At 63.5% G+C, this 23,022-nt stretch carries 23 protein-coding genes and 2 pseudogenes; 17 read left to right on the top strand and 8 right to left on the bottom strand.

The features are described 5' to 3' along the window. Positions 1-2: 2 nt before the first annotated feature. Positions 3-1,208 (bottom strand): glutamine-hydrolyzing carbamoyl-phosphate synthase small subunit, encoded by a 1,206-nt coding sequence (gene carA / locus ACWGS8_RS12465; RefSeq protein WP_454581199.1) that lies wholly within the window; start codon positions 1,206-1,208, stop codon positions 3-5. A gap of 276 nt (positions 1,209-1,484) precedes the next feature. On the opposite strand from carA, the gene ACWGS8_RS12460 reads away from it, so the two are divergent. From ACWGS8_RS12460 to ACWGS8_RS12445, 4 genes are all read left to right on the top strand, one after another. Further along, a complete protein-coding gene (locus ACWGS8_RS12460) occupies positions 1,485-1,934 on the top strand; it encodes a GatB/YqeY domain-containing protein (protein ID WP_010910960.1) in 450 nt (149 codons plus the stop codon). A 342-nt stretch (positions 1,935-2,276) separates the two neighbouring features. Beyond that, positions 2,277-2,603, top strand: a complete 327-nt coding sequence (locus ACWGS8_RS12455; RefSeq protein ID WP_454581198.1) for a PadR family transcriptional regulator — start codon at positions 2,277-2,279, stop codon at positions 2,601-2,603. Further along, on the top strand, positions 2,600-3,166 hold the full coding sequence (locus ACWGS8_RS12450; protein WP_454581197.1) for a DUF1700 domain-containing protein: 567 nt from the start codon (positions 2,600-2,602) through the stop codon (positions 3,164-3,166). Before ACWGS8_RS12455 ends, ACWGS8_RS12450 begins: the two co-directional genes overlap by 4 nt. A 48-nt stretch (positions 3,167-3,214) precedes the next feature. Then, complete coding sequence (locus tag ACWGS8_RS12445; RefSeq protein ID WP_454581196.1) at positions 3,215-3,922, top strand: GIN domain-containing protein; 708 nt, start codon at positions 3,215-3,217, stop codon at positions 3,920-3,922. Between the two features lie 382 nt (positions 3,923-4,304). Here ACWGS8_RS12445 and ACWGS8_RS12440 read toward each other — a convergent pair whose 3' ends face one another. Next, positions 4,305-4,469: a hypothetical protein gene (locus ACWGS8_RS12440; RefSeq protein ID WP_454581195.1), complete on the bottom strand. Its 165-nt coding sequence runs from the start codon at positions 4,467-4,469 to the stop codon at positions 4,305-4,307. A gap of 117 nt (positions 4,470-4,586) precedes the next feature. Beyond that, positions 4,587-5,513: a LysR family transcriptional regulator gene (locus ACWGS8_RS12435; protein ID WP_454581194.1), complete on the bottom strand. Its 927-nt coding sequence runs from the start codon at positions 5,511-5,513 to the stop codon at positions 4,587-4,589. 99 nt (positions 5,514-5,612) lie between these two features. Here ACWGS8_RS12435 and ACWGS8_RS12430 point away from each other — a divergent pair, with 99 nt between their 5' ends. After that, a complete protein-coding gene (locus ACWGS8_RS12430; RefSeq protein WP_454581193.1) occupies positions 5,613-6,404 on the top strand; it encodes an alpha/beta fold hydrolase in 792 nt (263 codons plus the stop codon). A gap of 40 nt (positions 6,405-6,444) precedes the next feature. Here ACWGS8_RS12430 and ACWGS8_RS12425 read toward each other — a convergent pair whose 3' ends face one another. Beyond that, positions 6,445-7,443, bottom strand: coding sequence for a hypothetical protein (locus tag ACWGS8_RS12425; protein WP_454581192.1), 999 nt, complete (start codon positions 7,441-7,443; stop codon positions 6,445-6,447). A 271-nt stretch (positions 7,444-7,714) separates the two neighbouring features. Here ACWGS8_RS12425 and ACWGS8_RS12420 point away from each other — a divergent pair, with 271 nt between their 5' ends. Beyond that, positions 7,715-8,272 (top strand): GNAT family N-acetyltransferase, encoded by a 558-nt coding sequence (locus ACWGS8_RS12420; RefSeq protein ID WP_454581191.1) that lies wholly within the window; start codon positions 7,715-7,717, stop codon positions 8,270-8,272. Between the two features lie 127 nt (positions 8,273-8,399). On the opposite strand, the pseudogene ACWGS8_RS12415 reads toward ACWGS8_RS12420, so the two are convergent. Then, positions 8,400-8,536 (bottom strand): annotated as a pseudogene (locus tag ACWGS8_RS12415) (MerR family transcriptional regulator); the annotation flags it as partial. Here ACWGS8_RS12415 and ACWGS8_RS12410 point away from each other — a divergent pair. Then, positions 8,519-8,725 (top strand): annotated as a pseudogene (locus ACWGS8_RS12410) (hypothetical protein); the annotation flags it as partial. The pseudogenes ACWGS8_RS12415 and ACWGS8_RS12410 sit on opposite strands and share 18 nt — an antisense overlap. A 34-nt stretch (positions 8,726-8,759) precedes the next feature. Here ACWGS8_RS12410 and ACWGS8_RS12405 read toward each other — a convergent pair. Next, positions 8,760-9,590 (bottom strand): SDR family oxidoreductase, encoded by an 831-nt coding sequence (locus ACWGS8_RS12405; RefSeq protein ID WP_454581190.1) that lies wholly within the window; start codon positions 9,588-9,590, stop codon positions 8,760-8,762. A 96-nt stretch (positions 9,591-9,686) separates the two neighbouring features. On the opposite strand from ACWGS8_RS12405, the gene ACWGS8_RS12400 reads away from it, so the two are divergent. Then, a complete protein-coding gene (locus tag ACWGS8_RS12400; protein ID WP_454581189.1) occupies positions 9,687-10,583 on the top strand; it encodes a LysR family transcriptional regulator in 897 nt (298 codons plus the stop codon). Between the two features lie 5 nt (positions 10,584-10,588). Here ACWGS8_RS12400 and ACWGS8_RS12395 read toward each other — a convergent pair whose 3' ends face one another. Together ACWGS8_RS12395 and ACWGS8_RS12390 are read right to left on the bottom strand one after the other, a co-directional pair. Beyond that, the gene (locus ACWGS8_RS12395; RefSeq protein ID WP_454581188.1) at positions 10,589-11,773 is read right to left on the bottom strand and encodes an MFS transporter; all 1,185 of its coding nucleotides are present in this window, start codon (positions 11,771-11,773) and stop codon (positions 10,589-10,591) included. Between the two features lie 151 nt (positions 11,774-11,924). Continuing rightward, positions 11,925-13,589: a Na/Pi cotransporter family protein gene (locus ACWGS8_RS12390; RefSeq protein ID WP_454581187.1), complete on the bottom strand. Its 1,665-nt coding sequence runs from the start codon at positions 13,587-13,589 to the stop codon at positions 11,925-11,927. 387 nt (positions 13,590-13,976) lie between these two features. Here ACWGS8_RS12390 and ACWGS8_RS12385 point away from each other — a divergent pair, with 387 nt between their 5' ends. The 9 genes from ACWGS8_RS12385 to ACWGS8_RS12345 all read left to right on the top strand — a co-directional run bounded on the left by ACWGS8_RS12385 (position 13,977) and on the right by ACWGS8_RS12345 (position 22,955). Continuing rightward, positions 13,977-14,345 (top strand): RcnB family protein, encoded by a 369-nt coding sequence (locus tag ACWGS8_RS12385; RefSeq protein ID WP_454581186.1) that lies wholly within the window; start codon positions 13,977-13,979, stop codon positions 14,343-14,345. Between the two features lie 138 nt (positions 14,346-14,483). Continuing rightward, positions 14,484-16,418, top strand: a complete 1,935-nt coding sequence (gene dnaG / locus ACWGS8_RS12380) for a DNA primase (RefSeq protein ID WP_454581185.1) — start codon at positions 14,484-14,486, stop codon at positions 16,416-16,418. Positions 16,419-16,784: 366 nt separating this feature from the next. Next, positions 16,785-18,809, top strand: a complete 2,025-nt coding sequence (gene rpoD, locus ACWGS8_RS12375) for an RNA polymerase sigma factor RpoD (RefSeq protein WP_127278332.1) — start codon at positions 16,785-16,787, stop codon at positions 18,807-18,809. Positions 18,810-19,001: 192 nt separating this feature from the next. Beyond that, the gene (locus ACWGS8_RS12370; protein WP_454581184.1) at positions 19,002-19,295 is read left to right on the top strand and encodes a GYD domain-containing protein; all 294 of its coding nucleotides are present in this window, start codon (positions 19,002-19,004) and stop codon (positions 19,293-19,295) included. Positions 19,296-19,393: 98 nt separating this feature from the next. Continuing rightward, on the top strand, positions 19,394-19,657 hold the full coding sequence (locus ACWGS8_RS12365; protein ID WP_454581183.1) for a putative hemolysin: 264 nt from the start codon (positions 19,394-19,396) through the stop codon (positions 19,655-19,657). Between the two features lie 26 nt (positions 19,658-19,683). Next, positions 19,684-20,742, top strand: coding sequence for a DMT family transporter (locus ACWGS8_RS12360; RefSeq protein ID WP_454581182.1), 1,059 nt, complete (start codon positions 19,684-19,686; stop codon positions 20,740-20,742). A gap of 13 nt (positions 20,743-20,755) precedes the next feature. Then, positions 20,756-21,145 carry a thiol-disulfide oxidoreductase DCC family protein gene (locus tag ACWGS8_RS12355; RefSeq protein ID WP_454581181.1) on the top strand — a complete coding sequence of 130 codons (390 nt, stop codon included), beginning with the start codon at positions 20,756-20,758 and terminating at the stop codon, positions 21,143-21,145. 162 nt (positions 21,146-21,307) lie between these two features. Next, positions 21,308-21,997 carry a PadR family transcriptional regulator gene (locus tag ACWGS8_RS12350; protein ID WP_454581180.1) on the top strand — a complete coding sequence of 230 codons (690 nt, stop codon included), beginning with the start codon at positions 21,308-21,310 and terminating at the stop codon, positions 21,995-21,997. Positions 21,998-22,313: 316 nt separating this feature from the next. Continuing rightward, on the top strand, positions 22,314-22,955 hold the full coding sequence (locus ACWGS8_RS12345) for a TetR/AcrR family transcriptional regulator (protein WP_454581179.1): 642 nt from the start codon (positions 22,314-22,316) through the stop codon (positions 22,953-22,955). The last annotated feature ends 67 nt before the right edge of the window (positions 22,956-23,022 follow it).

Below are 23,022 nucleotides of genomic sequence, written 5' to 3'. Positions count from 1 at the left end.
GATCAGGCCCGCTCGGCCAGCAATTCCTCGCCGCGCTTTTCGCGGATCAGGTTGACGAAGCGGCGGAACAGGTAATGCGAATCCTGCGGGCCGGGCGAGGCTTCGGGGTGATGCTGGACCGAGAACACCGGGCGGCCGGTGAGCGCGATGCCGCAGTTCGAGCCATCGAACAGCGAGACATGGGTTTCCTCGACGCCCTCAGGCAGTGAATCGGCATCGACGGCAAAGCCGTGGTTCATCGAGACGATCTCGACCTTGCCGGTGGTGTGGTCCTTGACCGGATGATTGGCGCCGTGATGGCCCTGGTGCATCTTGGCGGTCCTGCCGCCGAGCGCCAGCGCCAGCATCTGGTGGCCGAGGCAGATGCCAAACACCGGAATGTCGGTCTTCAGCAGGTCCTGGATGACCGGCACGGCATAGTCGCCGGTGGCTTCCGGGTCGCCGGGGCCGTTGGAGAGGAAGATGCCGTCGGGCTGCATGGCGAGGATTTCCTCCGAACCGGTTTTGGCCGGAACGACGGTCACCTTGGCGCCGAGGCCGGCAAGCAGGCGCAATATGTTGCGCTTGACGCCGTAATCGATGGCCACGACGTGCAGCGACGGCTCGGCCTGTTCGCCAAAACCTTCGTTCCACACCCAGGGTGTCTCGCGCCAGACCGAGGACTGGCCCGAAGTGACTTCCTTGGCAAGGTCGAGCCCGATCAGGCCCGACCATGCGGCGGCGCGCTGCTTCAGATCGTCGAGGTCGAAGACGCCGTCGGGCGCATGCGCGATGACGGCGTTGGGCATGCCCTTTTCGCGGATCAGCGCGGTCAGCGCGCGGGTGTCGATGCCCGAGAGCGCAACGATGCCGCGCTTCTTCAGCCACTGGTCGAGGTGGCCGGCGGCGCGGTAGTTGGATGGGTTGGTGACATCGGCCTTGAACACGGCGCCGACGGCGCCGGCGCGGGCCGCCGGATTGAGGTCCTCGATGTCCTCGCCATTGGTGCCGATATTGCCGATATGCGGGAAGGTGAAGGTGACGATCTGGCCGGCATAGGACGGGTCGGTGAGGATTTCCTGGTAGCCGGTGAGCGCGGTGTTGAAGCAGACTTCGGCGACGGCGGAGCCGGTGGCGCCCAGGCCGCGACCCTCGATGACGGTGCCGTCGGCCAGCACCAGAAGGGCGGTCGGCTTTTCGGTGGCCCAGGCGGGCGTCATCTCGGCCATGGCGGCACTCCTATCAGGCTGCGCGTTGCAAAGGCCCGGCGGGCCATCCGCGCAGCAAACGGCGCGGAGCGGCGAATTCGCGGCCTCCACGCACTCAAGCTTCAGTTCATGCAAGGCCCAGTACATAGGGGAAGGGGGCAGGGCGGTCAATGATCATGCGAAATGCGGCTCCGATTTATTTCATCAAGCAATATCATAGGCTTGCCTTGACATATCAGGGTTTGCGTTGGCTTGGCCCCGGCGCTATTGTCCGCGCCCATCGAAGGAGAAAGCATGATGCGTGGCAAAATCGCCGAATCCCTGAAAAGCGCGATGAAGGCGCAGGACAAGCACCGGCTGCCGACATTGCGGCTGATCCAGGCCGCAATCCACGATCGCGACATCGCCAATCGCGGTGCCGGCAAGGACCCCGCCAGCGACGAGGAGATCCTGCAGATCCTGGCCAAGATGGTGAAGCAGCGCGAGGAATCGGCCAAGGCCTTCGAGGACGGCAAGCGGCCGGAACTGGCGGCGCAGGAGCGCGGGGAGATGGAAATCATCCGCGGCTTCCTGCCGACGCAGCTCGACGATGCGGCGATCACGGCGGCAGCCCGCGAGGCGATCGCGGCGACCGGGGCCGCCAGCCAGAAGGACATGGGCAAGGTGATCGCCGCGCTGAAGCAGAAATATGCCGGCCAGATGGATTTCGGCAAGGCCAGCGGCATCGTCAAGGGCCTGCTGCAGTAGGGCGCCGCCGACACGATCCAACCGTCGAACCATCCCATGTTCAAAGAGGTCGACATTGCCCGCTTGAACTGGGACGATGTGAGCGTCGCGCATTGCCGGTTGCCGCCTTCGCAATGGATCACGGCGCAGCCCCTTTTCAGCAATGCCGGTTGCTTAACCCGATAAGGTCAGTAGGCCGAATGCGTGCTGTCCGGCCGCGCAGGCGGCGATAGGGACTGGTCCAGACCACGACTTTGGATCTCGCGGCCCCATGCAAGGGCTGCGGGATCCAACAGACGTTTACGCACTACCTTGCATAAACAGGTAGCGTGCTATATACAGGTCTGGAATTCGAGGCCTGCCATGACCGATTCCATCCTCGTCCAGTTGCGAAAAGGCGCGCTTGATCTGTGCGTCCTGGCCGTGCTGTCGCGGGGTGAGAGCTATGGCTATGAAATCGCCAGCACGCTGGTCGCCGCGGTCAACATGGGGGAGGGCACGATCTATCCCCTGATGCGCCGGATGCAGAATGACGGGCTGGTCGCCACCCGCCTCGTCGAGTCGAGCAGCGGGCCGCCGCGCAAATATTACCGGCTCACGCCGCTCGGCCAGCAGGCTTTCGAAGCTCATCGCCGCGACTGGCAATCCTTCGCGGGGGCCGTCGACAAACTTCTCGAGGATTTGCCATGACCAGGGACGCCTTCTTGCGCACGCTGAGACAGGGACTTGCCGGCCTGCCGCCGCGGGAGATCGAGGATATCGTTGGCGACTATGCCGCCCATTTCGCCGACGCCTCGGGCCGCGGCGAAGCGGAGGTCGCGGCGGCTTTGGGTGATCCGACAAGGATCGCCCGCGAGTTGCGCGCCGAGGCGGGCCTGCGCCGTTTCGAAGCGCATTGGAGCGTGTCGAACATGCTGGCGGCGACGATCGCCCTGGCCGGCCTTGCCTTCGTCGACATCGTCTTCCTGTTGCCGCTGCTCATCACGGCGATCGTGCTTGCGATCGGCCTTGGCATCACGCTCGTCGCCATCGGCGTGCTCGGCATCAAGATCATTCTCACCACGCTGCTGTTCGAGCAGGGCACTGCCTTTTCGCTCACGCTGGGGCGCCTCTTCATCGGCGCCGGACTGGTGAGCGGCTTCCTTGGCGGCGGCGCCTTGCTGTTGTTGGGCATGGGCGCGGGCATAAGGGTTGTCGGACGCTACGCCCGACTGCATTCCCGTATCGCGCAAGCCGACCGCGGCGCCGATTGAGCGCTGCCAAGCGCTTGCAATTCGTCATCACGTTGAAGGAAACGGATCATGACTGGAAAACTGGCATTTGTCGCGACAGCCGGGTTGGTTGGCGCTGCCCTATTCCTGGCCGTTGGCATCGGTCTTGCAGGGCCGGATTGGGTCAACGCGGGAGGTTCGTGGATCAGCGGCCAATCCACCTGCGGCGCGATCACATCCGTCAGAAAGGAAGTTACGCTGCCGTTCAGTGCCAATGACAGCTTCACCATCGCTTTGCCGGCTTCGGTCCGTTACCAGCCGGGCGACAAGGCCGAAGCCATCGTCAGCGGCGATTCCACGCTCATCGATCATGTGCGCATGGAGGGCAGCCAGCTCAGCCTGGATTGTGAGACGGGCTGGTTTTCGCCCCGGCTCGAAGTCACCGTGTCGGGGCCGGTGATTTCGGACTGGAGGCTGGTCGGCAGTGGCGAGCTTGCCCTGTCGCAGGTCAAGCAGCCCGAGCTGCGGCTGAACATTCGCGGCAGCGGCAGCGTGGTCGCCATTGGCACCACCCAAACGGTCGATCTGGAGATCTCCGGTTCGGGCTCGGGGCGGCTCAAGGACCTGATCGCCCAATCCGCGCAGGTCGAGATCCGCGGCAGCGGCGACGCGGAGGTTACCGCACAGGCGGATGCGGATGTCTCGATTTCCGGCAGCGGTGACGTCGATCTCTATGGGCACCCTACGATGCGGCGGTCGCAGGTCAGAGGCAGCGGCAGCATCACGCTGGTGCCGTAGGCGGCGCCAGACGCTGGAAGGAGGGCGGGCGGTGTTACAATTTGACCTACGGTTGTGTCAGAGCGTTCAAAATGCCTACGCCAACTAACGCACATAGGGCTGCGGCCCCAAGCCCTCCCACAATGACGCACCACCAGGCGCGGCCATTTCCTCGCAGCATGGGATTCGATTTTATCATCCGTCGCGCCAGAAGCCCCTGGTAAAGCGCATAAGAAGAACCGAACCCGGCGAGCCAGATAATGGAAAATACGACGCCCCGTGTGAGCATCCTATTAAGTTTAGTCTGCTCGGCCGCGAAGCTTGCATTCTCGGTATCCATACTTCTATCCCCTTTGGCGCCTCTTAACATTCCCACGCTGTCGACTAATAAGCCGCAGCGATGTCATTTGTCGATCAGGATGGATTGCTCCTTGTTGTCTAGGGAGCGTTCACCTATCCCTGCGACGACGATACGGATGATGTGCCTGATCTCGTCCTCGCTGAAGGCGCCTCCCGAGAGCGCCGAAAGCATCGCCTGGCCGTATATGCCGAGCAGCACCAGCGCCATGAAATTGGCGTCGTCATCACCGCGGATGACGCCTTGCCTCTGGCCAAGGACAAGCAGGTCTCGGACCAGACGCTGAAAGGACGGGCGATCGGGCTCGCTGGCTGATTGGTCCGTAGCCTACGAGGCGGGCTTCCGAGGCTCCAATGCGCGTCGCAATGCCGGCGCTTCCTGCTGGACATGATCCCATAACCGGTTCGCGACTGGGCCGTGCGGCCGGTCGCGGCGGCGCGCCACCACCAGCTCGTCGGTGCGGCCAGGCATGTGGCGGCCGGCAATGGAGCGCAGGCGTCCGTTGTGTAATTCGTCCTCGATCAGGAAGCGGGGCAAGTGGCCCCAGCCGAGACCTTGCAGGATGATCTCCTTCTTCATGCCCTGGTCGGGCACCAGGCATTGCGGCGCGCCTTCGACCATGAAGTAGTCTTGCCGCGGCGAATGGCGGGCGGTGTCTCGCATGACGCATTGGGTGAGCGCCCGCATCTGATCCAGCGTGATCGGCTGCGTGAGGCGATCGGGCAAAAAGCCTGGCGCTGCCACGGGAATGAACGGCACCTTGCACAGATCGACCCATTCAACCCTCGCGTCGCCCTTGTCGATCCAGTGCAGGATCAGGTCGGCCTCGTCATCGAAAAGCCGCTCCCAAGGGCCGCCGACCGCTTCGAAATGCAGATGCAGGCGCGTGCCCGGGCATTGGGCGAAGAACCGGCCGAGCATGCCCAGCACCTGCGGCCGCGGGCAGAGGTCGCCGATCACGACATGGATCTCGCCTTCCTCGCCCATCGAGAGCTGGGCGGCATGGACGCGCAGGCCGTCCAGTTCGCGCAGCAGCGATTGCGCCCGGCGGTGGAACGACAGCCCCGCCTCGGTCGGGCGCACGCGATAGCCGCTGCGATCCAGCAGAATGAGATCGAGCTGTCGTTCGAGTTTGGCGACGGCGGCGAACACCGCCGGGTGCGAGCGATGCAGAAGGGTGGCAGCCGGCTGAAAGCCGCCGGTGCGGATCACCGCATCGAAGCATTGCAGATCGTGCAAGGTGAATTCGGCCATGTCAGCTTTGACTACAGAGTTTGTCCTATCTTTGTAATATCAACAAAAGCTCGTCGCGGCTACGTTCCGCTCATTCAATCTTCCAGAAGGACTTTCATCATGAATGAGCCGAATTTCGTGACTGTCGGTGACGGCACGCGCATCGCCTATCGCTTCGATGGCGATGCCGCCAAGCCGGTGCTGGTGCTGTCGAATTCCATCGGCACCACGCTGCACATGTGGGACGGGCAGGCTGGCGAGCTTTCAAAACACTTCCGTGTTCTGCGCTACGATTTTCGCGGCCATGGCGGATCAAGCGCCCCGGTCGGTGCCTATTCGCTCGACCGGCTTGGCCGCGACGTGATCGAGCTGCTCGATGCGCTCGGGCTTGGGCGCGTGCATTTCCTCGGACTGTCGCTCGGCGGCTTCGTCGGGCAGTGGCTCGGTATCCATGCGCCGGAGCGGATCGACCGGCTGATCCTGAGCAACACCTCATCCCATCTCGGCCCGGCAAGCTATTTCGACGAGCGGATTGCCGTTGTCCGGCAGGCGCCGGACATGTCGGAAACCGCCGAGGTCTTCCTGAACAACTGGTTCCCCGCGCGGATGGTGGCGGCCAACGAACCCGTCATCGAGGCGTTCCGAGCCATGCTGCTCGCCATCGACCGGCAAGGCCTGGCTGGCCTGTTCGCCGCCGTTCGCGATGCCGATCTGCGTCGCACCGTCGCGCTGATCAATCGGCCAACGCTGGTAATCGCCGGCGAGCATGACACGGTGACGGCTGCCGGCCACAGCGAAATGATCGCGGCAGCCGTGCCCGGCGCGAAGCTGGTTGTGTTGCCGGCGGTTCACCTGTCGAATGTGGAGTATCCGGCAGAGTTCATAGAGGCGGTGCTCGATTTTCTGCGTTGACCGCGAGTCTACTCCCGTGGGGTCTGCTGTTGAGCGGGCCTCACGGCCCCTTGCACATCGGCACAGGCTGCGGTGGCGGTGCGGGGTGGTCCTGCTTGTATTGCGCGATGATCGGCTCGAGGGTTTTGCGCGGCCAGAATTTCGGCGCGCCGATCTCCTTCAGGCAGGATGCGTTCCAATAGGGCGCTTCCCCGGATGACGAATGGCTTTTTGCCGCCTGCGCGACGGCTGCGATGTCGCGCGATTCCGGATAGATGTAGAGCGTCGTCGGATTGTCCTTCACCATCGCGATGATTTGCTGCGCATCCGTTGGCGACCAGCTGGTGCAGCCATTGCTGCGGCCGCCGGCATAGTCCACCAGCTTGCCGAACGGCACCAGGCCGTCATGGTCGGCGTAGGAGCTGTTGGGGCTTTTGCGCATGCACATGCCGCGCAGCACCTGCGCCGCATGACCGCCGATCACCCGCTGCCTGGCATTGGCGGCTTCGCCTTCGCCGTCGAACTGGATGAAGGTGCGCTGGAAAGCCACGTCCCGTTTCGCGCCGGTACGATAAAAACCCTTGAAGGATGTTTTCGCCTCGCTGGTCATATAAGCGCCGCCGGCGGTCAGTTCGGAATCCATGGCATTGCCGAAGTTCTTGGAGCAGCGCCTGCCGTTTGAAAAATCGACCGTGCCTTTCAGATTCCGGCCACCGCCATGACCCGACGAGATGGCGTGAAACGACTGGCTGGCCTCGCAGATGACGTAGTACCGGCGCCCGAGCACGCCGTTGCCCATGTCGCCGGGACGCGTCGCGTCCATGGCGAAATAGCAGGGATTCGTGACCGCGCCTTGCGCCACCTTTTTCAGGTAGAGCGCGCGCGCCCGCTCCAACACCACGGTTGAGATCTGGCCGTCGCCGTCGCCGATATGCGCCTGCAGCCAGGCCGGGATCGCCGAGGGCGCGGCAATGGACCGGACCGTCGCGGTCAGGGCAATGACGATGACGAGAAGGCTGAGGGTGACGACAATACCCAGAGGGACAGATCTCAACCGCACCGGTTCAATTCTCCTGCCGAAGCCATGCGAATCCTTGCGGTATTATATCCGCAATCGATCATAAAATGTCTCGCGGCAATCGGCGAAACACATCTTGTTTAGCGCGCCCGCAAGTCCGCACGAGGAACTGGGGCCGACGCGCACCGCCCATAGACCGTCATGCTGGTCCAAGGCTTGCGGCCAATGTCTCCGAACAAGTGCGAAATCCGCTTCCAGGCGGCTTGAGCGCCGCGCTGGCCACGGCTATGCCTGCCGCCAGGGAGCATGGATCATGATCGTGATCGTCAAACCAGCGCTTGAGCATCTGCCGTCCTACAAGGCGGCGCTCGAACGCGGCTGGTCGCCGGACAATGTCCGGCTCCAGGAGGCGACGCGCGAGCAATTGGTGGCGTTAGAGCAGGATCCGATCGCCTTTCTGGCGAGCCTCGATGATCCCGAGGCCAGGGGTGGCCCGATCACCTTGCCCGACGGCACACAGGTGCCGCGCCTGCCGGGCTTCCGGCGGTGGATCTGGGATGGCGAGGCGTCGGGCTCGATCGGCTTTCGCTGGCAGAAGGGCACGGCGGAACTGCCCTCGCATGTGCTTGGCCATATCGGCTATGCGGTGGTGCCGTGGAAGCGGCGGCGCGGCTACGCCACGCAGGCTCTGGGACTGATGCTGGACGAGGCGAGGGCGGTCCGGCTGCCATATGTCGAGATCACCGCCAAGCCTGGCAATCCGGCTTCGCATAAAGTGATCCTGGCCAATGGCGGCAGGCTGGTCGAGCGCTTCTTCGAGGACGCCGCCTATGGCGGGGTGGAGAGTTTGCGGTTCCGGATCGAGCTGTAGGGTGAGAGTGCTGGTGAACGGCAGATGAGAATTGACAGATCTCGTCGGAATTTGATTTTACGTGCCCCCATTTCCGGCATTGGCGCCGCGGACTTCGACAATGCGGACTTCGTCAATAGGGGATATCTCACCCGTGCTCGTCCGCACACAGCGCATGGTCTGACAGCGCGCGGATGACATAGCAGTCGCCGAAGCAGCGATGCGTTCCAGCTCGGTTTCCAGCCGCTTCAACTAGGCGATCTTTTCCTGGACGTTGCCTGCATGGTGCGGCTGTCTCGGGCAGTGATGGCCAATATCGGCCAGAACATCACCGTGGCGCTGGGGCTGAAGGCAGTGTTCCTGGTCACCACCATTTCAGGCATCACCGGCCTATGGCCGGCGATCCTGGCCGACACCGGCGCCACCGTGCTGGTCACCGCCAATGCCATGCGCCTGTTGCGCTGGCACGGGTGAGGGCCGCGGCCGACGCCATTCAACCGACGAGCCGTCAGGGGTCGATATCCATGGCGAGAGCCGCGTCCTTCCGGTTCTCCAGCTCCGCAAGCCTGCCCTGGAGCGCGCTGCGGATCGAGGCGTAGGCGGCAGCGCCGAAGGTCAATCGTCGAGGCGCGGGATCCTGCTCCACCGAGGCGATCATCGCCTCGACCATCTTGCCGGGATCGCCCTTGATGTCGAACGAACCCTCGGAAAAAGCCCGGCGCAGGTCGCCGACCGGCGTGGTCGCATAGGCATCCGTGGACCCGGAACTGACCAGGCTGGCGCCGAAATTCGTTCGTGTCGGGCCTGGCTCGACCAGCGTCAGCCCGATGCCGAACGGCGCGACCTCCTGGCGAACGGATTCGACAAAGCCTTCAATGCCCCATTTGGTGGCGTGATAGAGGCTGAAGCCGGGATAGGCCATCTGCCCGCCCTCCGAGGAGACTTGCAGGATGCGGCCGCCGCGCTGTTTGCGCAGATGCGGCAGTGCTACCCGGATCAACTGTATGGAGCCGATGAGATTTGTGTCGATCAGGTCGCGGATATGGCTGTCTTCCAGCTCCTCGGCGGCGCCGAACAGGCCGTAGCCGGCGTTGCTGACGATGACATCGATGCGCCCCAACTCGCCAAAGGCCTTGTCGACCGTTGCCCGGATGGCATCGCTGTCGGTCATTTCAAGGGAAGCGATCCAGAGCCGATCGCCATGGTGTGCCTTCAGGTCCGCGAGAGCCTGCGGTCTCCGCACCGTTGCGGCGACACGGTCGCCACGGGCCAGAAGCCTGTCCGTCAAAAGCCGTCCGAAGCCCGATGAAGTACCGGTGATGAACCATGTCCTGGTCATGGCAAATATCCTTTCATTGCTGACTTCGGCCAAGACTACGCCGTCCAACTCATGATACTATCCGTTCAATTTCATATGGCTTGATGAAGATTTTCCATGAATGGCAAGCCCGGACTTCCGGAATTGACGGCACTCGCCGCGATTGCCTCGCATCGCAGCTTCCGCAAGGCGGCCGACGATCTCGGCCTTTCGCCTTCGACGCTCAGCCACATGATGCGAACGCTGGAGCGGGGTATGGGTGTGCGCCTGCTCAACCGCACCACGCGCAGCGTTGCACCGACCGAGGCGGGCGAGCGGCTCGTCTCGCGCCTGCGGCCGCTTTTGTCGGAAATCGACGCGGCATTGGCCGAGGTCGACGACTTCCGTGGTCTTGCATCAGGGACGCTGCGGATCAACACCAGTGAGATCGGTGCCCGATTGTTGCTTGCATCCGTGGTGCCGGCCTTTCTTCAGCGCCACCCCCAGGTTGCGCTCGATCTCGTCACCGAGGGAAGACTGGTCGATATCGTTGCCGAAGGCTTTGATGCCGGTATCCGCCTGGGCGAGGCCGTGCCGCAGGATATGGTTGCGGTGCGCTTCGGCGGCCCGACACGCTTCATTGCCGTTGCTTCGCCGGCCTATCTGGCCGGCCGAACGGTTCCGGGCGTTCCGGATGATCTCAGGGATCAAGCCTGCATTCGGTTTCGGTTGCCCAGTGGCAAACCCTACCGATGGGAGTTCGAGAAACACGGCCAGGAGATCGCCATCGATGTCCCGGGCGCACTGACGCTCGACAATATGGAGTTGATGGCCGAGGCAGCCGCTGGCGGTATGGGGATCGCTTACATTTCGGACAAATCCGCCAGGCCTTACCTCGAGCGGGGAGCGCTTGTCAGTGTGCTGGACGATTGGTGTCCGCCCATTCCTGGCCTGTTCCTCTACTATCCAGGCCACCGGCTGGTGCCGCCGGCGCTGCGCGCCTTCATCGACGTGCTGAAGGAGACGAAGGGATGAGGCCGCTACTCGGCCGGCGCCGTCAGTGGCGGCGTGGCGTTGCTGCGCCCTTCCCACACCTGGGAGATGACAGCCACCACGACGGCGACCAGCATGGCGAAAGCACCCACCACGGGCAGGCTGCGATAGCCGTAGCCGGCATTGAGCATGGCGGCGCCCAGCGACGCGGCCAGCGCGATGCCGACATTGAAGCCGGACGGGATCAGCGATGAGGCGAGGTTGGAGGCATCCGCCGTCCAGGCCAGGATGCGGGTCTGGATCGGCGTGCCGATGGCGAAGTTGAGGCCACCCCAGATGACGATCGCCACGATCATCGGCAGGGGATAGGGGCTGACGGCGTAGATGACCGCCAGTGTCACTGCCTGCAAGGCGAGCATTGTGATCAGCGAAGGCATCAGCTTCCAGTCGGACAGCTTGCCGCCGAGGAAGACGCCAAGCGTCGCGCCGACGCCGTTGAGCAGCAGCACCCAGGGCACCAGGTTTTCGTCGAGCCCGGTGACCTCAAGCAAGGTCGGCGTGATGTAGGTGAACAGGCAGAACTGGCCGAGCATCAGCATGAGCATCAGGATCAGCGAGGTCCAGACCTGCTGGCGCGCCAGCACGCGGACCTCACGCGCCAAGCCGGCGGGCTTGGCCTGATATCCGGCGGTGCGCGGCAGAAGGGCCGCCATGGCAAAAGTCGCTGCCACGCCCAGCGCGCACATCACCCAGAAGGTCGCGCGCCAGCCCCAGATGTTGCCGATGGCGGTGCCCGCCGGCACGCCGATGACGTTGGAGACGGTGAGGCCGGACAGGATGACGGCGACTGCCATGCCGCGTTTGTCCTCGGGAACGAGGCCGACCGCGACCACCATGGCGACGCCGAAATAGGCGCCGTGCGCGACGGCAACGGCGATGCGCAGCAGCAGCATGGAGGTAAAGTCGGGCGCCAGCGCGCAGGCCGCCTGGCCGATGGTGAAGGCGACGGCGAGGCCGAGCAGCAAGGTCTTGCGCGGCAGGGATTTGGTGGCGAGCGCCAGCAGCGGGCCGCCAATGGCGATGCCGCAGGCATAGCCGGAGACGAGATAGCCGGCGGAGGGAACCGAGACGCCAAGCCCTTCCGCCACTTGCGGCAAAACGCCGGCAATGACGAATTCGGTGGTGCCGAAAGCGAAAGCGGCGATGAACAGGGCAATGAGCGGAAGCGACATGGGAAAGCCTTGGCTAGAACGGCGTCAAACCACGGATGGGCGGCGCGGGCAATCCAGAAATTTTTGTCGCGACTTTAGGTTTTCTTGAGTGGGGGCGAGGCGGTAAAACGCCGATCTCCCCTCGAGGGGGGAAATCAGCAATTTCAACACCTCAGCCCGCCTTCAGCCTCGACCCGGTCAGCAGGCCGCGCTCTTCCAGCACCGGATAGGCCATCGAGGCCAGCAGCGAGTTGATCTGCTTCAGGTCACGGATGGTGTCGAGGTGGATCGAGCTGGTCTCGACGCTTTTTGCGGTGCCTTCGCGCAGCCGCAGGAAATGGCTGGCGCTGGTTTCCTTTTCGCGGTCGCGCAGCTGGTCCTTCTCCAGTACCAGCTGACGCGCGGTTTCGGGGTCGCGCGAGACCAGCACATTGAAGGCGAGCCTTGCATTGGCCAGCACTGAGCTGTGGAAGGCGCACAATTCGCTCCAACCCTCGTCGGTGAATTCCAGCCCGTGCTCCAACTTCTTCTTCACGTGAACCAGCATGTTGCGCACGATGATGTCGCCGACCTGCTCGAGCTTGACGCAGGCGCCGATCAGTTCCTGGCAGCGCAGCGCCTCGTCCTCGGTCAGCGGGTTCTTGGTGACCTTGGCGAGGTAGAGTTTGATCGCCGCATGCCTGCGGTCGACGCGGTCGTCGAGGGCGGCCAGCGCCTTGATCTTGTCGGCGTCGGCGCTCTCGTAGAGCTCGATGATCCGCTTGAGCATGATCTCGACCGTTTCGCAGACCCGCACCACCTCGCGTGTGGCATTGGCCAGCGCCTGGCTCGGCATGTCCAGCGCGCTTTCGTTGAGCGCGGACAATTCGATGACGTCGAGCGAAGCGGCCGGCGTTGGCTTGGTACCGAGCGCGACGATCTTCTCCGACGCGCGGTAGACGAAGCCGGCCAGCGGCAGGCCGGCGAGCAGGATGATGACATTGAACAGGATGTGGGCGTTGACGATCTGGTCGGCCGCCGTCGCGCCGAGAAAGCCGACATGCGGCCGGAAGATCATGAACAGGACCAGCATGACCAGCGAGCCAAGCCCGCGCATCAAGAGATTGCCGATCGGCACGACGCGCACGGCAGGCCCCGCCGAGCGGGTCAGCATCGGCGCGATGATCGAGGAGCCGAGATTGACGCCGAAGATGAGGACGACGCCGAGTTCCGGGCTGATCAGGCCGCGGCCGGCCAGCGTCGCCATCAAAAGCACCGCGGCGATGCTCGACTGGAACAGCCAGGTGATCACCGCCGCCAGGAGATAGGCGGTGATGGAATCGCTGGAGAAGTAATTGATGATGACCGGCATCAGCTGGCTGTTGCGCAGCGGCTCCGACGCCTGGCCGATCATTTCCAGCGACAGGATCAACAGGCCGATGCCGACCAGGATGCGGCCGGTCTGGCGCCAGTCGCGGCGCTCGGTGGCCATGAACATCACCGTGCCGGTGATCAGGCAGAGCGGCACCAGCAGCGTGAGGTCGAAGGTCAAAAGCTTGACCACCAGCGCCGAGCCGATCTCGGCGCCGCGTACCGCCAATTGGCCGGCTGCACCCGAGACGATGCCGGAACCGGCGAAGGAGCCGACCAGCAGGGTGACCGCGGTCGAACTCTGCAGCGCGATGGCGAGACCCGTGCCGGCCAGCACCGCCATGATCGGATTGCGCATGGTGGCGCGCAGCCTGTGGCGCAGCACGTCGCCATAGGCGCGTTCGACGCCGGTCTTGACCATGCGGGTGGCAAACAGCATCAGCGCCACGGCGCCGGCCAGATGCAGAAGGACGACGGAACCGCTCATTTCGGCGCCTGCATGCGGACAGGGCACGCGGTGCGGACGACGCGCCGAACAGGCGGAAAAGCAAGGGTTCGAATCATGGTCATGGCAACCGTGGGTAATAGCCGGAATATTTTAGCCGGATAATAAAATTTTGTCGATTTCAAGAGGCCGTCGTGACGCGACAGGCCGTGTCGGGAAATGGATGGTTACGCAAATGGTTGCACGGCCGGGCCTTGGCCGGTCCGGCGAACGGCCGTTCTTTCCGAGAGGCTGCATTCGTCTTTGCGACGATGTTCAAATATCGGCAATAAGCCGAAGATTTCATTACACAATTGTAATGCAGGTGTTCAGTTTCAGTTCATCCGCCGGCCGCTAATCCTTGGGCATCGACAACAAAGGAGATTTCTGATGAAGCGCATCGTTCTTTCTGTCCTCGCCGTCTCGATGCTGGCCGCCACGTCACTTGCCGGCCAGGCCGCGCCAATGAACGCGCCGGTCGCGCCGCAGTCGAATTACACCAAGGTCGACTGGCAGAAGCCCGGCCACCACAATGATGTGAGGAAGCGCGTCTTCAAGAAGAAGATCGTCGTGAAGCGGAACCACTGGCGCAATGGCCAGAAATATTCCGGCTGGAGGCAGCACCAGCCGATCCGCGACTATGGCCGCTATGGCCTGCATCGTCCCGGCCGCGGCCAGGAATGGATCCGCGTCGGCAACGACTATGTGCTGGTGAGTGTCTTGTCCGGCATCATCTTCGGCGCGATCGCCGCGCATTAAGCTTCCAGCGCTGGCCTGGAAGGAGGGCGGCCCGCAACGGCCGCCTTCTTTTTGCCCTGTGGAAACCGGGTATGGCCCGTATTGGGGGTCGTCGGATTTCGCTGGCATGATTATATGGTGGGGAAACGAGTTCCCTCAATGCGCTTTCCACCCGCCTTTCTCGACGAGATCCGCGACCGCGTGCCGATTTCATCGGTCATAGGCCAGCGCGTCGCGTGGGATCGCAGGAAGACCAATGCGTCGCGTGGCGACTTTTGGGCCTGCTGCCCGTTCCATGGCGAGAAGAGCCCGTCCTTCCATTGCGAGGACAAGAAAGGCCGCTACCATTGTTTCGGCTGCTCGGTCTCGGGCGATCATTTCAAATTCCTGACCGAACTCGACGGAATGAGTTTCCCTGAAGCGGTCGAGAAGATCGCCGACATGGCCGGCGTGCCGATGCCGGTGCGCGACGCCCAGGAGGAACGGCGCGAGAAGGAACGCGCCAGCCTGACCGATGTCATGGAAATGGCGACCGCCTTTTTCCAGGAGCGGCTGCAAGGGCCCGAAGGCGCCAAGGCCCGAGCCTATCTGCGCGACCGTGGATTGACGCCGGCAACGCAGCAATCGTTCCGGCTGGGCTACGCGCCGGACAGCCGCAATGCGCTGAAAGAGCATCTCGCGGCAAAAGGCGTGCCGAAGGCCGATATCGAAGCTTGCGGGCTGGTGCGGCACGGCGACGACATTCCGGTCTCCTATGACTGGTTCCGCGACCGCATCATGTTCCCGATTCCGGATTCGCGCGGCAAGATCATCGCTTTTGGCGGCCGGGCGCTGGCGCCCGATGCGCTGGCCAAATATATGAACTCACCCGACACCGAGCTCTTCCACAAGGGCAATGTGCTCTACAATTTCGCCCGCGCCCGCAAGGCGCTCGCCAAGGACGGTACGGTCATCGCCGTCGAAGGCTATATGGACGTGATCGCGCTGGCGCAGGCCGGCTTCGAGAATGTCGTGGCGCCGCTCGGCACCGCGCTTACCGAAAACCAGCTGGAATTGCTTTGGCGTATGGCGCCCGAACCGATGCTGTGCTTCGACGGCGACAAGGCCGGGCTGAAGGCGGCATGGCGAGCCGCGGATCTTGCACTGCCATCGGTGCAGGCCGGGCGCTCGGCGCGCTTCGCGCTGTTGCCGGAAGGCAAGGATCCCGACGACCTCGTCAAGGCCGAGGGGCCGGACGCCTTCCGCGCGGTGCTTGCCGATGCGCGGCCGCTGGTCGACCTGTTGTGGATGCGCGAGACGGCGGGCGGCGTCTTCGACACGCCGGAGCGACGGGCGGAACTGGGAAAGACGCTGCAGGAACTCGCCAGCCGCATCCGCGACGAAAGCACGCGCTATCACTACCAGCAGGAAATGCGTGAGCGGGAAAAGAGCTTCTTCGGCTCGCAACGCGATACGCGGCAAGGGCGCCAGGAGTGGAAACCGGGGCAGGGCAAGACGCCGGCACCCGGTGGCCAATTCGCCAAGCCTGGCGGCGGCCGCATGGCGATCACCGAAAGCCTTGGCCAGTCGGCGCTGGTCAAGCGCGGCAGCGAGGGCATGTCGGTGCGCGAGGCGACGATCATCGTGGCGCTGGTCAACCATCCGCCGCTGATTGACGAGAATTTCGCCCATGTCGAATTTCTCGACCTCGCCAATTCCGAGTTGCAGCGGCTGCACGCCGCCATCCTCGACGCAATGGCGCATGACATGGCCAATGACCGCCACGCCGTGGTGGCGACGATCGAGCGTGCCGGCTGCGCCGAGATCTGGGAACGCGCCGTCGGCCTGATCCGGCGGGCGCGGCAATGGCCGGCGCTGGAGACGGCGGCACTCGACGACGCCCGCGACGCTCTGAACCAGGCGCTGCACTTGCAGCGTAGCGCGCGCACCTTACATAAGGAGCTGAAACAGGCGGAAGCGGCGCTCGAAGCAGATCCCTCGGACGAAAACTTCCGCCATCTGATCGAAATTCAGGCGCAATTTCAGGATGTACAGGCGACGGAAGCGCTGATCGAAGGATTCGGCGTTTCCTCGGGCAGGGCTGGGCGAGCCTAAGTGCAGCTGAGTGCAGGAATGAGAGCGTGGCCGGGCTTCCCAGGGAAGCAAGGCGCGCTAAGTCGGGTAATTGATTCGCTTTTTTCATGCGAATCATGCCAGAGGCGCTTGACCTTCCGACAGAATGGCGGAATCAGGACGATTCGAAACGTTAACCCGCACCCGCGCCGACGGGAAATGAGCGATGTGAGGTACTGGTCACTGGACAGGCAGGCAGCCTGCCACAGATATCAGGGTTAATCTGGACTTAACGATCAATGAAGTTAGTGGCCCGGTGAAGCGCGTTTCGAAACGAGCCTATCCGATTTGACTGGTCCGACAGCTTACGCGGCCCCGATGCCGGGCCGCTAGGAGAAGATAAAAATTATGGCGACTAAGGAAAAGGAAGAGGTCGAGACCGAACGCGAAGGCGCCACCGATGGCCCTCTGCTCGACCTTTCCGATGATGCTGTCAAGAAGATGATCAAGGCCGCCAAGAAGCGCGGCTATGTCACGATGGACGAGCTGAATTCGGTGCTGCCTTCCGAGGAAGTGACCTCCGAGCAGATCGAGGACACGATGGCGATGCTGTCCGACATGGGCATCAACGTCGTCGAGGATGACGAGCAGGGCGAAGAGGCCGAGGCCGGCGACACCGCGGCGGACGCCGAGGAAGACGCCAACGAGCTGGCCGAACAGACCGGCACGGCGGTCGCCGCCACCACCACCAAGAAAGAGCCGACCGACCGCACCGACGATCCGGTGCGCATGTATCTGCGCGAGATGGGCTCGGTCGAGCTTCTGTCGCGCGAGGGCGAAATCGCCATTGCCAAGCGCATCGAGGCCGGTCGCGAGACGATGATCGCGGGCCTGTGCGAAAGCCCGCTGACCTTCCAGGCCATCATCATCTGGCGCGACGAGCTCAACGAATCCAAGATCCTGCTGCGCGAGATCATCGATCTCGAAGCTACCTATGCCGGCCCGGAAGCCAAGCAGGCGCCGGTGGTCGAGCGCATCGAGGAAGCGCCCAAGGCCGAGGAAAAGCCGCGGCGCGGGCGAGACGATGAAGACGACGTCACCAATGTCGGCGCCGATACGCGCGGCATCGGAGACGACGACGAGGAAGACGAGGACGAGGCGAGCCTGTCGCTGGCGGCGATGGAAGCGGAACTGCGTCCGCAGGTGATGGAGACGCTCGACGTCATCGCCGACACCTACAAGAAGCTGCGCAAGCTGCAGGACCAGCAGGTCGAGAACCGTCTGGCCGCCGCCGGCACGCTGTCACCCAGCCAGGACCGCCGGCTGAAGGAGCTCAAGGACCAGCTGATCAAGGCGGTGAAGTCGCTGTCGCTCAACACGGCGCGCATCGAGGCGCTGGTCGAGCAGCTTTACGATATCAACAAGCGCCTGGTGCAGAACGAGGGCAAGCTGTTGCGCCTCGCCGAAAGCTATGGCGTGCGCCGCGAGGAGTTCCTGAAGGAATATCAGGGTTCCGAACTCGATCCCAACTGGACGCGCTCGATCGCCAATCTGACCTCGCGCGGCTGGAAGGAATTCACCAAGAACGAGAAGGATGCGATCAAGGACCTGCGTGCCGAGATCCAGCACCTGGCCACCGAAACGGCGATCTCGATCCTGGAATTCCGCAAGATCGTCAACCAGGTGCAGAAGGGCGAGCGCGAAGCCGCGATCGCCAAGAAGGAAATGGTCGAGGCCAATCTGCGCCTCGTCATCTCCATCGCCAAGAAATACACCAATCGCGGCCTGCAGTTCCTCGACCTGATCCAGGAAGGCAATATCGGCCTGATGAAGGCGGTCGATAAATTCGAATACCGCCGTGGCTACAAGTTCTCGACCTATGCGACATGGTGGATCCGGCAGGCGATCACGCGTTCGATCGCCGACCAGGCGCGCACCATCCGCATTCCGGTGCACATGATCGAGACGATCAACAAGATCGTGCGCACCTCGCGCCAGATGCTGCACGAGATCGGCCGCGAGCCGACGCCGGAGGAACTGGCCGAAAAGCTCGCCATGCCGCTCGAAAAAGTGCGCAAGGTCTTGAAGATCGCCAAGGAGCCGATCTCGCTCGAAACGCCGGTCGGCGACGAGGAGGATTCGCATCTGGGCGATTTCATCGAGGACAAGATGGCGATCCTGCCGATCGACGCCGCGATCCAGGCCAATCTGCGCGAGACCACGACGCGCGTTCTGGCGTCGCTGACGCCGCGCGAGGAGCGTGTGCTCAGAATGCGCTTCGGCATCGGCATGAACACCGACCACACGCTGGAAGAAGTCGGCCAGCAGTTCTCGGTCACCCGCGAGCGCATCCGCCAGATCGAAGCCAAGGCGCTGCGCAAGCTCAAGCACCCGAGCCGGTCGCGCAAGCTGCGCAGCTTCCTCGACAGCTGAGACATACCGACAGCAAGAATAAAAGGGCGCCCCGTGCGCCCTTTTTCGTTCGTGGCACGCGCTCTTGCGGCTCGCAGCCTTCGGGAGGATAATTTCCGCGTCGGATGCATTTCTGGGCGACAAATCCGGATGCCCGCCCCGGCGGAGGTCACGCCCTACCGCCGTGCTCCGTGGCCCCGGAGGGAGGTGTGCATGACAACCTACATCGTGCTGATGAACTGGACGGAGCAGGGTGCCAAAAGTGTGCGCGAGTCACCGAAGCGGCTTGACGCCGCCAGGAAGCAGTTGGGCGACATGGGCGGTTCGTTCAAGGCGTTCTACCTGACGATGGGCGAATACGACATGGTGGCGGTGGTCGAAGCACCCGACGATGCGGTCCTGGCGCGTTTCTCGCTGATGCTGGCGGCCGCCGGCAACATCAGGACACGAACACTGAAAGCCTTCCCCGAATTCGCCTACCGCGAGATCATCTCGTCGCTTGGATAGCGGCAGGTTCGAGTGCGATAACCTGGGTATCCGACCTGACGGCGCTTTGCCGCAGGACAGGACGCTTCGCCGTGATAGACTGCGGCCAGGGGATCGCGATGAAGAAAGTCTCGATACTGGCTGCCGGCCTTGCCTTGATATTGTCGATGCCGTTCGCCGCCGGTGCGCAAAAACCGGTCGGCATGGCCAATCCGGCATCTGTCCATTGCGGCGAGATCGGCGGGCGCCTGGTGATCAGGAAGGACAGGACCGGCAACGAATACGGGTTTTGCCGGCTGCCCAAAGGGCGCCAGTGCGAAGAGTGGGCGCTGTTTCGCGACAACAAATGCGTCGGGCCAAGGGCGGCCATGCGCGGCAAATGACATGCGCGCTGTCATAGGGTGAGATGATGTCCGAAACGCATTCGCATCTTTGGCCCGGCGTGCCGCTCGCCCTTGGCTCGGCCGCTCTGTTCGGGGCGACGCCGCCGCTTTCCAAGCTGCTGCTCGATGCCGTCAACCCCTTCATGCTGGCAGGACTGCTCTATCTTGGCGCCGGTCTTGGCCTTGCTCTCTATCGCTTGCTTCGCGGCAAGCAGGCGGCGGCTGGTGAAGCGCAACTGGCCGCCCGGGATATCCCCTGGCTGGCGCTGGCAATCGGCATGGGTGGCATCCTCGCGCCGGTGCTGTTGATGTTCGGCCTCAGCCTCAACACGGCATCCAGTTCATCGCTGCTGCTCAACCTGGAAGGGCTGGCGACGATGGCGATCGCCTGGCTCGTCTATCGAGAGAATGTCGACCGGCGCCTGCTTTTTGGCGCCTTCGCCATCCTGGCGGGCGCGGCGCTGTTGTCATGGGACGGCGGCGGCGTTGCTTTCAACCCGGGCGCCCTGCTGGTGGCGGCGGCATGCGTGGCCTGGGGGCTGGACAACAATTTCACGCGCAGGATTTCGGCCGCCGACCCGGTGGTGATCGCCATGCTCAAAGGCCTGGTGGCGGGTGCGGCCAATGTCGGGTTGGCGCTTGCCGCCGGGGCGTCGTTTCCCGCGATGTCGATAGTCGCGGCCACGGCCGCCGTCGGTTTCCTCGGCATCGGTGTCAGCCTGGTGATGTTCATCCTGGCGTTGCGCCATCTCGGGACGGCGCGCACAGGCGCCTATTATTCGCTCGCTCCGTTCATCGGCGCGCTGCTGGCCATCGCCATGCTGGGCGATGCCGTCACCCTCAAACTGGTGATCGCGGGGCTTCTGATGGGCGTCGGCCTGTGGCTGCATCTGTCGGAACGCCACGACCACGAGCATGACCATGAGGCGCTGGAACATGAGCACAGCCATGTGCATGACGTGCACCACCAGCACGATCATGACGGGCCGGTGAGCGAGCCGCATTCGCATTGGCACCGGCACGCGCCGATGGGCCACCGGCATCCGCATTATCCGGATCTGCATCATCGGCATAGCCACGGCTGAGCATGCCAAGATCATGCTCAAGCAAACACCCAAGCCTGAACTGACCGTCTGGTACAACACGCGTTGCCCTGTCTGCGATGCCGGCATCGGCTGGCAGAAGCGGCGGCTGATCGAAGCGGTCCAGGCGGGGCGGATCGAGTTTCGCGACATCAACCTGGAGCCGGCGGCCCTTGGCCGCTTTGGCGCGTCGCTAGAAGACATCCGCCGCCGTCTGCACGCCACCGACGCGGCCGGCCGTCTGCTGGTCGGCGCCGATGTCGCGATTGCCATATGGCAGGCGACGCCAGGTGAGGGCTGGCTGGCCACGCTTTTCGGCAATCCGATGGCGTTGCCGCTGACGCGCCTTGCCTATGATCGTTTCGCCGACCTGCTCTACGCCTGGAACCGGCGCAAGGGCCGGTGATAGCCGCACGCATCCAATTCCATCGTCTGCAACGACAAGACCCGGACCAGCAGGCCGATCGGTCTGGCGCCGCATTCAGATACATCGTAAGATATATCTTGACTCGGTGAGAATACGCGCCTAATTAAGATATATCGTAAGATAGAACGCAAGGAGCAATCAATGCATAAGCATAGTCATTTCGGGCGCGGCCATTTCGGCGAGCGCATGTTCATGCACATGGCCGGCAAATTCGGCGGCAGAGGGGGCGGCGGCTTTGGCCCGTTCGGCCATGGCGGTCGTGGCGGCGGACGCGGTGGCCCGGGCGACATGTTCCGCGCCGGTCGCATGCTGGCCGACGGCGACCTCAAGCTGATCACGCTGTCGCTGCTGGCCGAGGCGCCGCGCCATGGCTACGACATCATCAAGGCGCTGGAAGAACGCACCAGCGGCATCTACAGCCCAAGCCCAGGCGTGGTCTACCCGACGCTGACCTTCCTGGAAGAAGCCGGCTATGCCGTCTCGTCGAGCGAAGGCAACAAGAAGGTGTTTTCCATCACCGAGGCCGGGCAGGCGCATCTTGCCGACAATCGCGAGATGATCGACGGCGTGCTCGACCACCTCGAGCGCTTTGGCCGCAAGATGGCCAAGGCACGCGACTGGTTCGGCTGGAACGATGATGGCGAGGACCGCCGCGGTGGCCGGGGTGGCCGCGGCGAGCGTTCGGAAACGCGCGACGAATTCCGCGCCATCCGCCACCGCCTGCGCGCGGCGCTGGGCGAGATCGTCGATGCCCCGGCCGACAAGCAGGCCGAGGCGATCGCCATTCTCGAAGCCGCAGCGGACGCGCTGGAGGCGCTGTCGCATCGCTGAGCCGGGTGCGACAACGCTTGAAAAAAGCCCGGGGGAACCCGGGCTTTTTGCGTCGGCGCAGATGCGGATCATTCCTTGCCCGACCTACTCGCTGATCAGCTTTTCGTTGCGCGCCTTTTCGATCTTGGCGGTCATCTCGGTCGACAGGCGCTCATCGGCGCCGTGAACAATGTTCACGAATTCAACACAGCAGGAAGTGAACACTGTTCAAGAGGATTTTTGAACGCTGTTCACGAAATCCCGGATGTGGTAACAGGGGGCATTCGCGGTTCGAAGCAGCGTGCCGCGCAAGGCAAGCGCTTGCACAAGGATTGATATGGCACTGGACAAGGAAGAAACGGGCGAGCGCGTGCTGGCCATTGCCGAGGTGCTGCTCAACGAGGGCGGAATGGACAATCTGAAGGCCAGGACCATCGCCGAGCAGGCGGGCATCTCGGTCGGCTCGGTCTACAATCTGTTTTCCGATCTCGACGGGGTGCATCGTGCCGTCAACATGCGGCTGCTCGACCGGCTGGGGGCCGCAGGGGCCGCGGCGATGGCGGATCTTGCCCAGCGCGGCATCACCGATGTGCGCCAGCGCCTGCTGGCACTTGCCGGCGCCTATGTGCGCTTCGTCGAGGCGCATCCCGGCAGCTGGCCGGCACTGCTCGCCTTCAACAGGCGCCGCCCGACACTGGCTGAACCGGATGCCTATGAGGCGCGGCTCGACCAGCTGTTCGAGATCATTGCCGGCGTGCTCGCCGGCGGCGATTTCGACCTCGACGACGACACGCGCCGGATCGCCGCGCGCACATTGTGGTCAAGCGTGCATGGCATCGTCACCAGCGGCTACGCGGGCAGGTCCGTGCGCCGGCAGGCCAATGAGATCGACCAGCAGATCGAGTTGCTGGTCGCCGTCTTCATCAGGGGGCTGGAACGCGACGGCACATTAGCGCATGCTGGGACAACAGCGTCGTGAACCGAAACGTTGAAGGTATGCAGGCGCGGTGGACCGTAGCCTTCGCTCGGATGCCAGATCCACCTAG

It is taken from the genome of Mesorhizobium sp. 43Arga (genome assembly GCF_053714255.1).
The sequence above is the reverse complement of the archived record's forward strand: the minus strand, read 5'-3'. Positions and strand labels throughout refer to the sequence as shown.

Bases quoted from the DNA above. Each gene is read 5' to 3' on its own strand.
- ACWGS8_RS12405 (WP_454581190.1), bottom strand. From the start codon at position 9,590: ATGACCAGGACATGGTTCATCACCGGTACTTCATCGGGCTTCGGACGG.
- ACWGS8_RS12460 (WP_010910960.1), top strand. From the start codon at position 1,485: ATGCGTGGCAAAATCGCCGAATCCCTGAAAAGCGCGATGAAGGCGCAG.
- ACWGS8_RS12350 (WP_454581180.1), top strand. From the start codon at position 21,308: ATGCATAAGCATAGTCATTTCGGGCGCGGCCATTTCGGCGAGCGCATG.
- ACWGS8_RS12385 (WP_454581186.1), top strand. From the start codon at position 13,977: ATGAAGCGCATCGTTCTTTCTGTCCTCGCCGTCTCGATGCTGGCCGCC.
- ACWGS8_RS12365 (WP_454581183.1), top strand. From the start codon at position 19,394: ATGAAGAAAGTCTCGATACTGGCTGCCGGCCTTGCCTTGATATTGTCG.
- ACWGS8_RS12435 (WP_454581194.1), bottom strand. From the start codon at position 5,513: ATGGCCGAATTCACCTTGCACGATCTGCAATGCTTCGATGCGGTGATC.
- ACWGS8_RS12400 (WP_454581189.1), top strand. From the start codon at position 9,687: ATGAATGGCAAGCCCGGACTTCCGGAATTGACGGCACTCGCCGCGATT.
- ACWGS8_RS12455 (WP_454581198.1), top strand. From the start codon at position 2,277: ATGACCGATTCCATCCTCGTCCAGTTGCGAAAAGGCGCGCTTGATCTG.
- ACWGS8_RS12430 (WP_454581193.1), top strand. From the start codon at position 5,613: ATGAATGAGCCGAATTTCGTGACTGTCGGTGACGGCACGCGCATCGCC.
- dnaG (WP_454581185.1), top strand. From the start codon at position 14,484: ATGCGCTTTCCACCCGCCTTTCTCGACGAGATCCGCGACCGCGTGCCG.
- ACWGS8_RS12395 (WP_454581188.1), bottom strand. From the start codon at position 11,773: ATGTCGCTTCCGCTCATTGCCCTGTTCATCGCCGCTTTCGCTTTCGGC.
- ACWGS8_RS12370 (WP_454581184.1), top strand. From the start codon at position 19,002: ATGACAACCTACATCGTGCTGATGAACTGGACGGAGCAGGGTGCCAAA.
- carA (WP_454581199.1), bottom strand. From the start codon at position 1,208: ATGGCCGAGATGACGCCCGCCTGGGCCACCGAAAAGCCGACCGCCCTT.
- ACWGS8_RS12450 (WP_454581197.1), top strand. From the start codon at position 2,600: ATGACCAGGGACGCCTTCTTGCGCACGCTGAGACAGGGACTTGCCGGC.
- ACWGS8_RS12360 (WP_454581182.1), top strand. From the start codon at position 19,684: ATGTCCGAAACGCATTCGCATCTTTGGCCCGGCGTGCCGCTCGCCCTT.
- ACWGS8_RS12390 (WP_454581187.1), bottom strand. From the start codon at position 13,589: ATGAGCGGTTCCGTCGTCCTTCTGCATCTGGCCGGCGCCGTGGCGCTG.
- ACWGS8_RS12345 (WP_454581179.1), top strand. From the start codon at position 22,314: ATGGCACTGGACAAGGAAGAAACGGGCGAGCGCGTGCTGGCCATTGCC.
- ACWGS8_RS12355 (WP_454581181.1), top strand. From the start codon at position 20,756: ATGCTCAAGCAAACACCCAAGCCTGAACTGACCGTCTGGTACAACACG.
- ACWGS8_RS12440 (WP_454581195.1), bottom strand. From the start codon at position 4,469: ATGGCGCTGGTGCTGCTCGGCATATACGGCCAGGCGATGCTTTCGGCG.
- ACWGS8_RS12445 (WP_454581196.1), top strand. From the start codon at position 3,215: ATGACTGGAAAACTGGCATTTGTCGCGACAGCCGGGTTGGTTGGCGCT.
- ACWGS8_RS12420 (WP_454581191.1), top strand. From the start codon at position 7,715: ATGATCGTGATCGTCAAACCAGCGCTTGAGCATCTGCCGTCCTACAAG.
- rpoD (WP_127278332.1), top strand. From the start codon at position 16,785: ATGGCGACTAAGGAAAAGGAAGAGGTCGAGACCGAACGCGAAGGCGCC.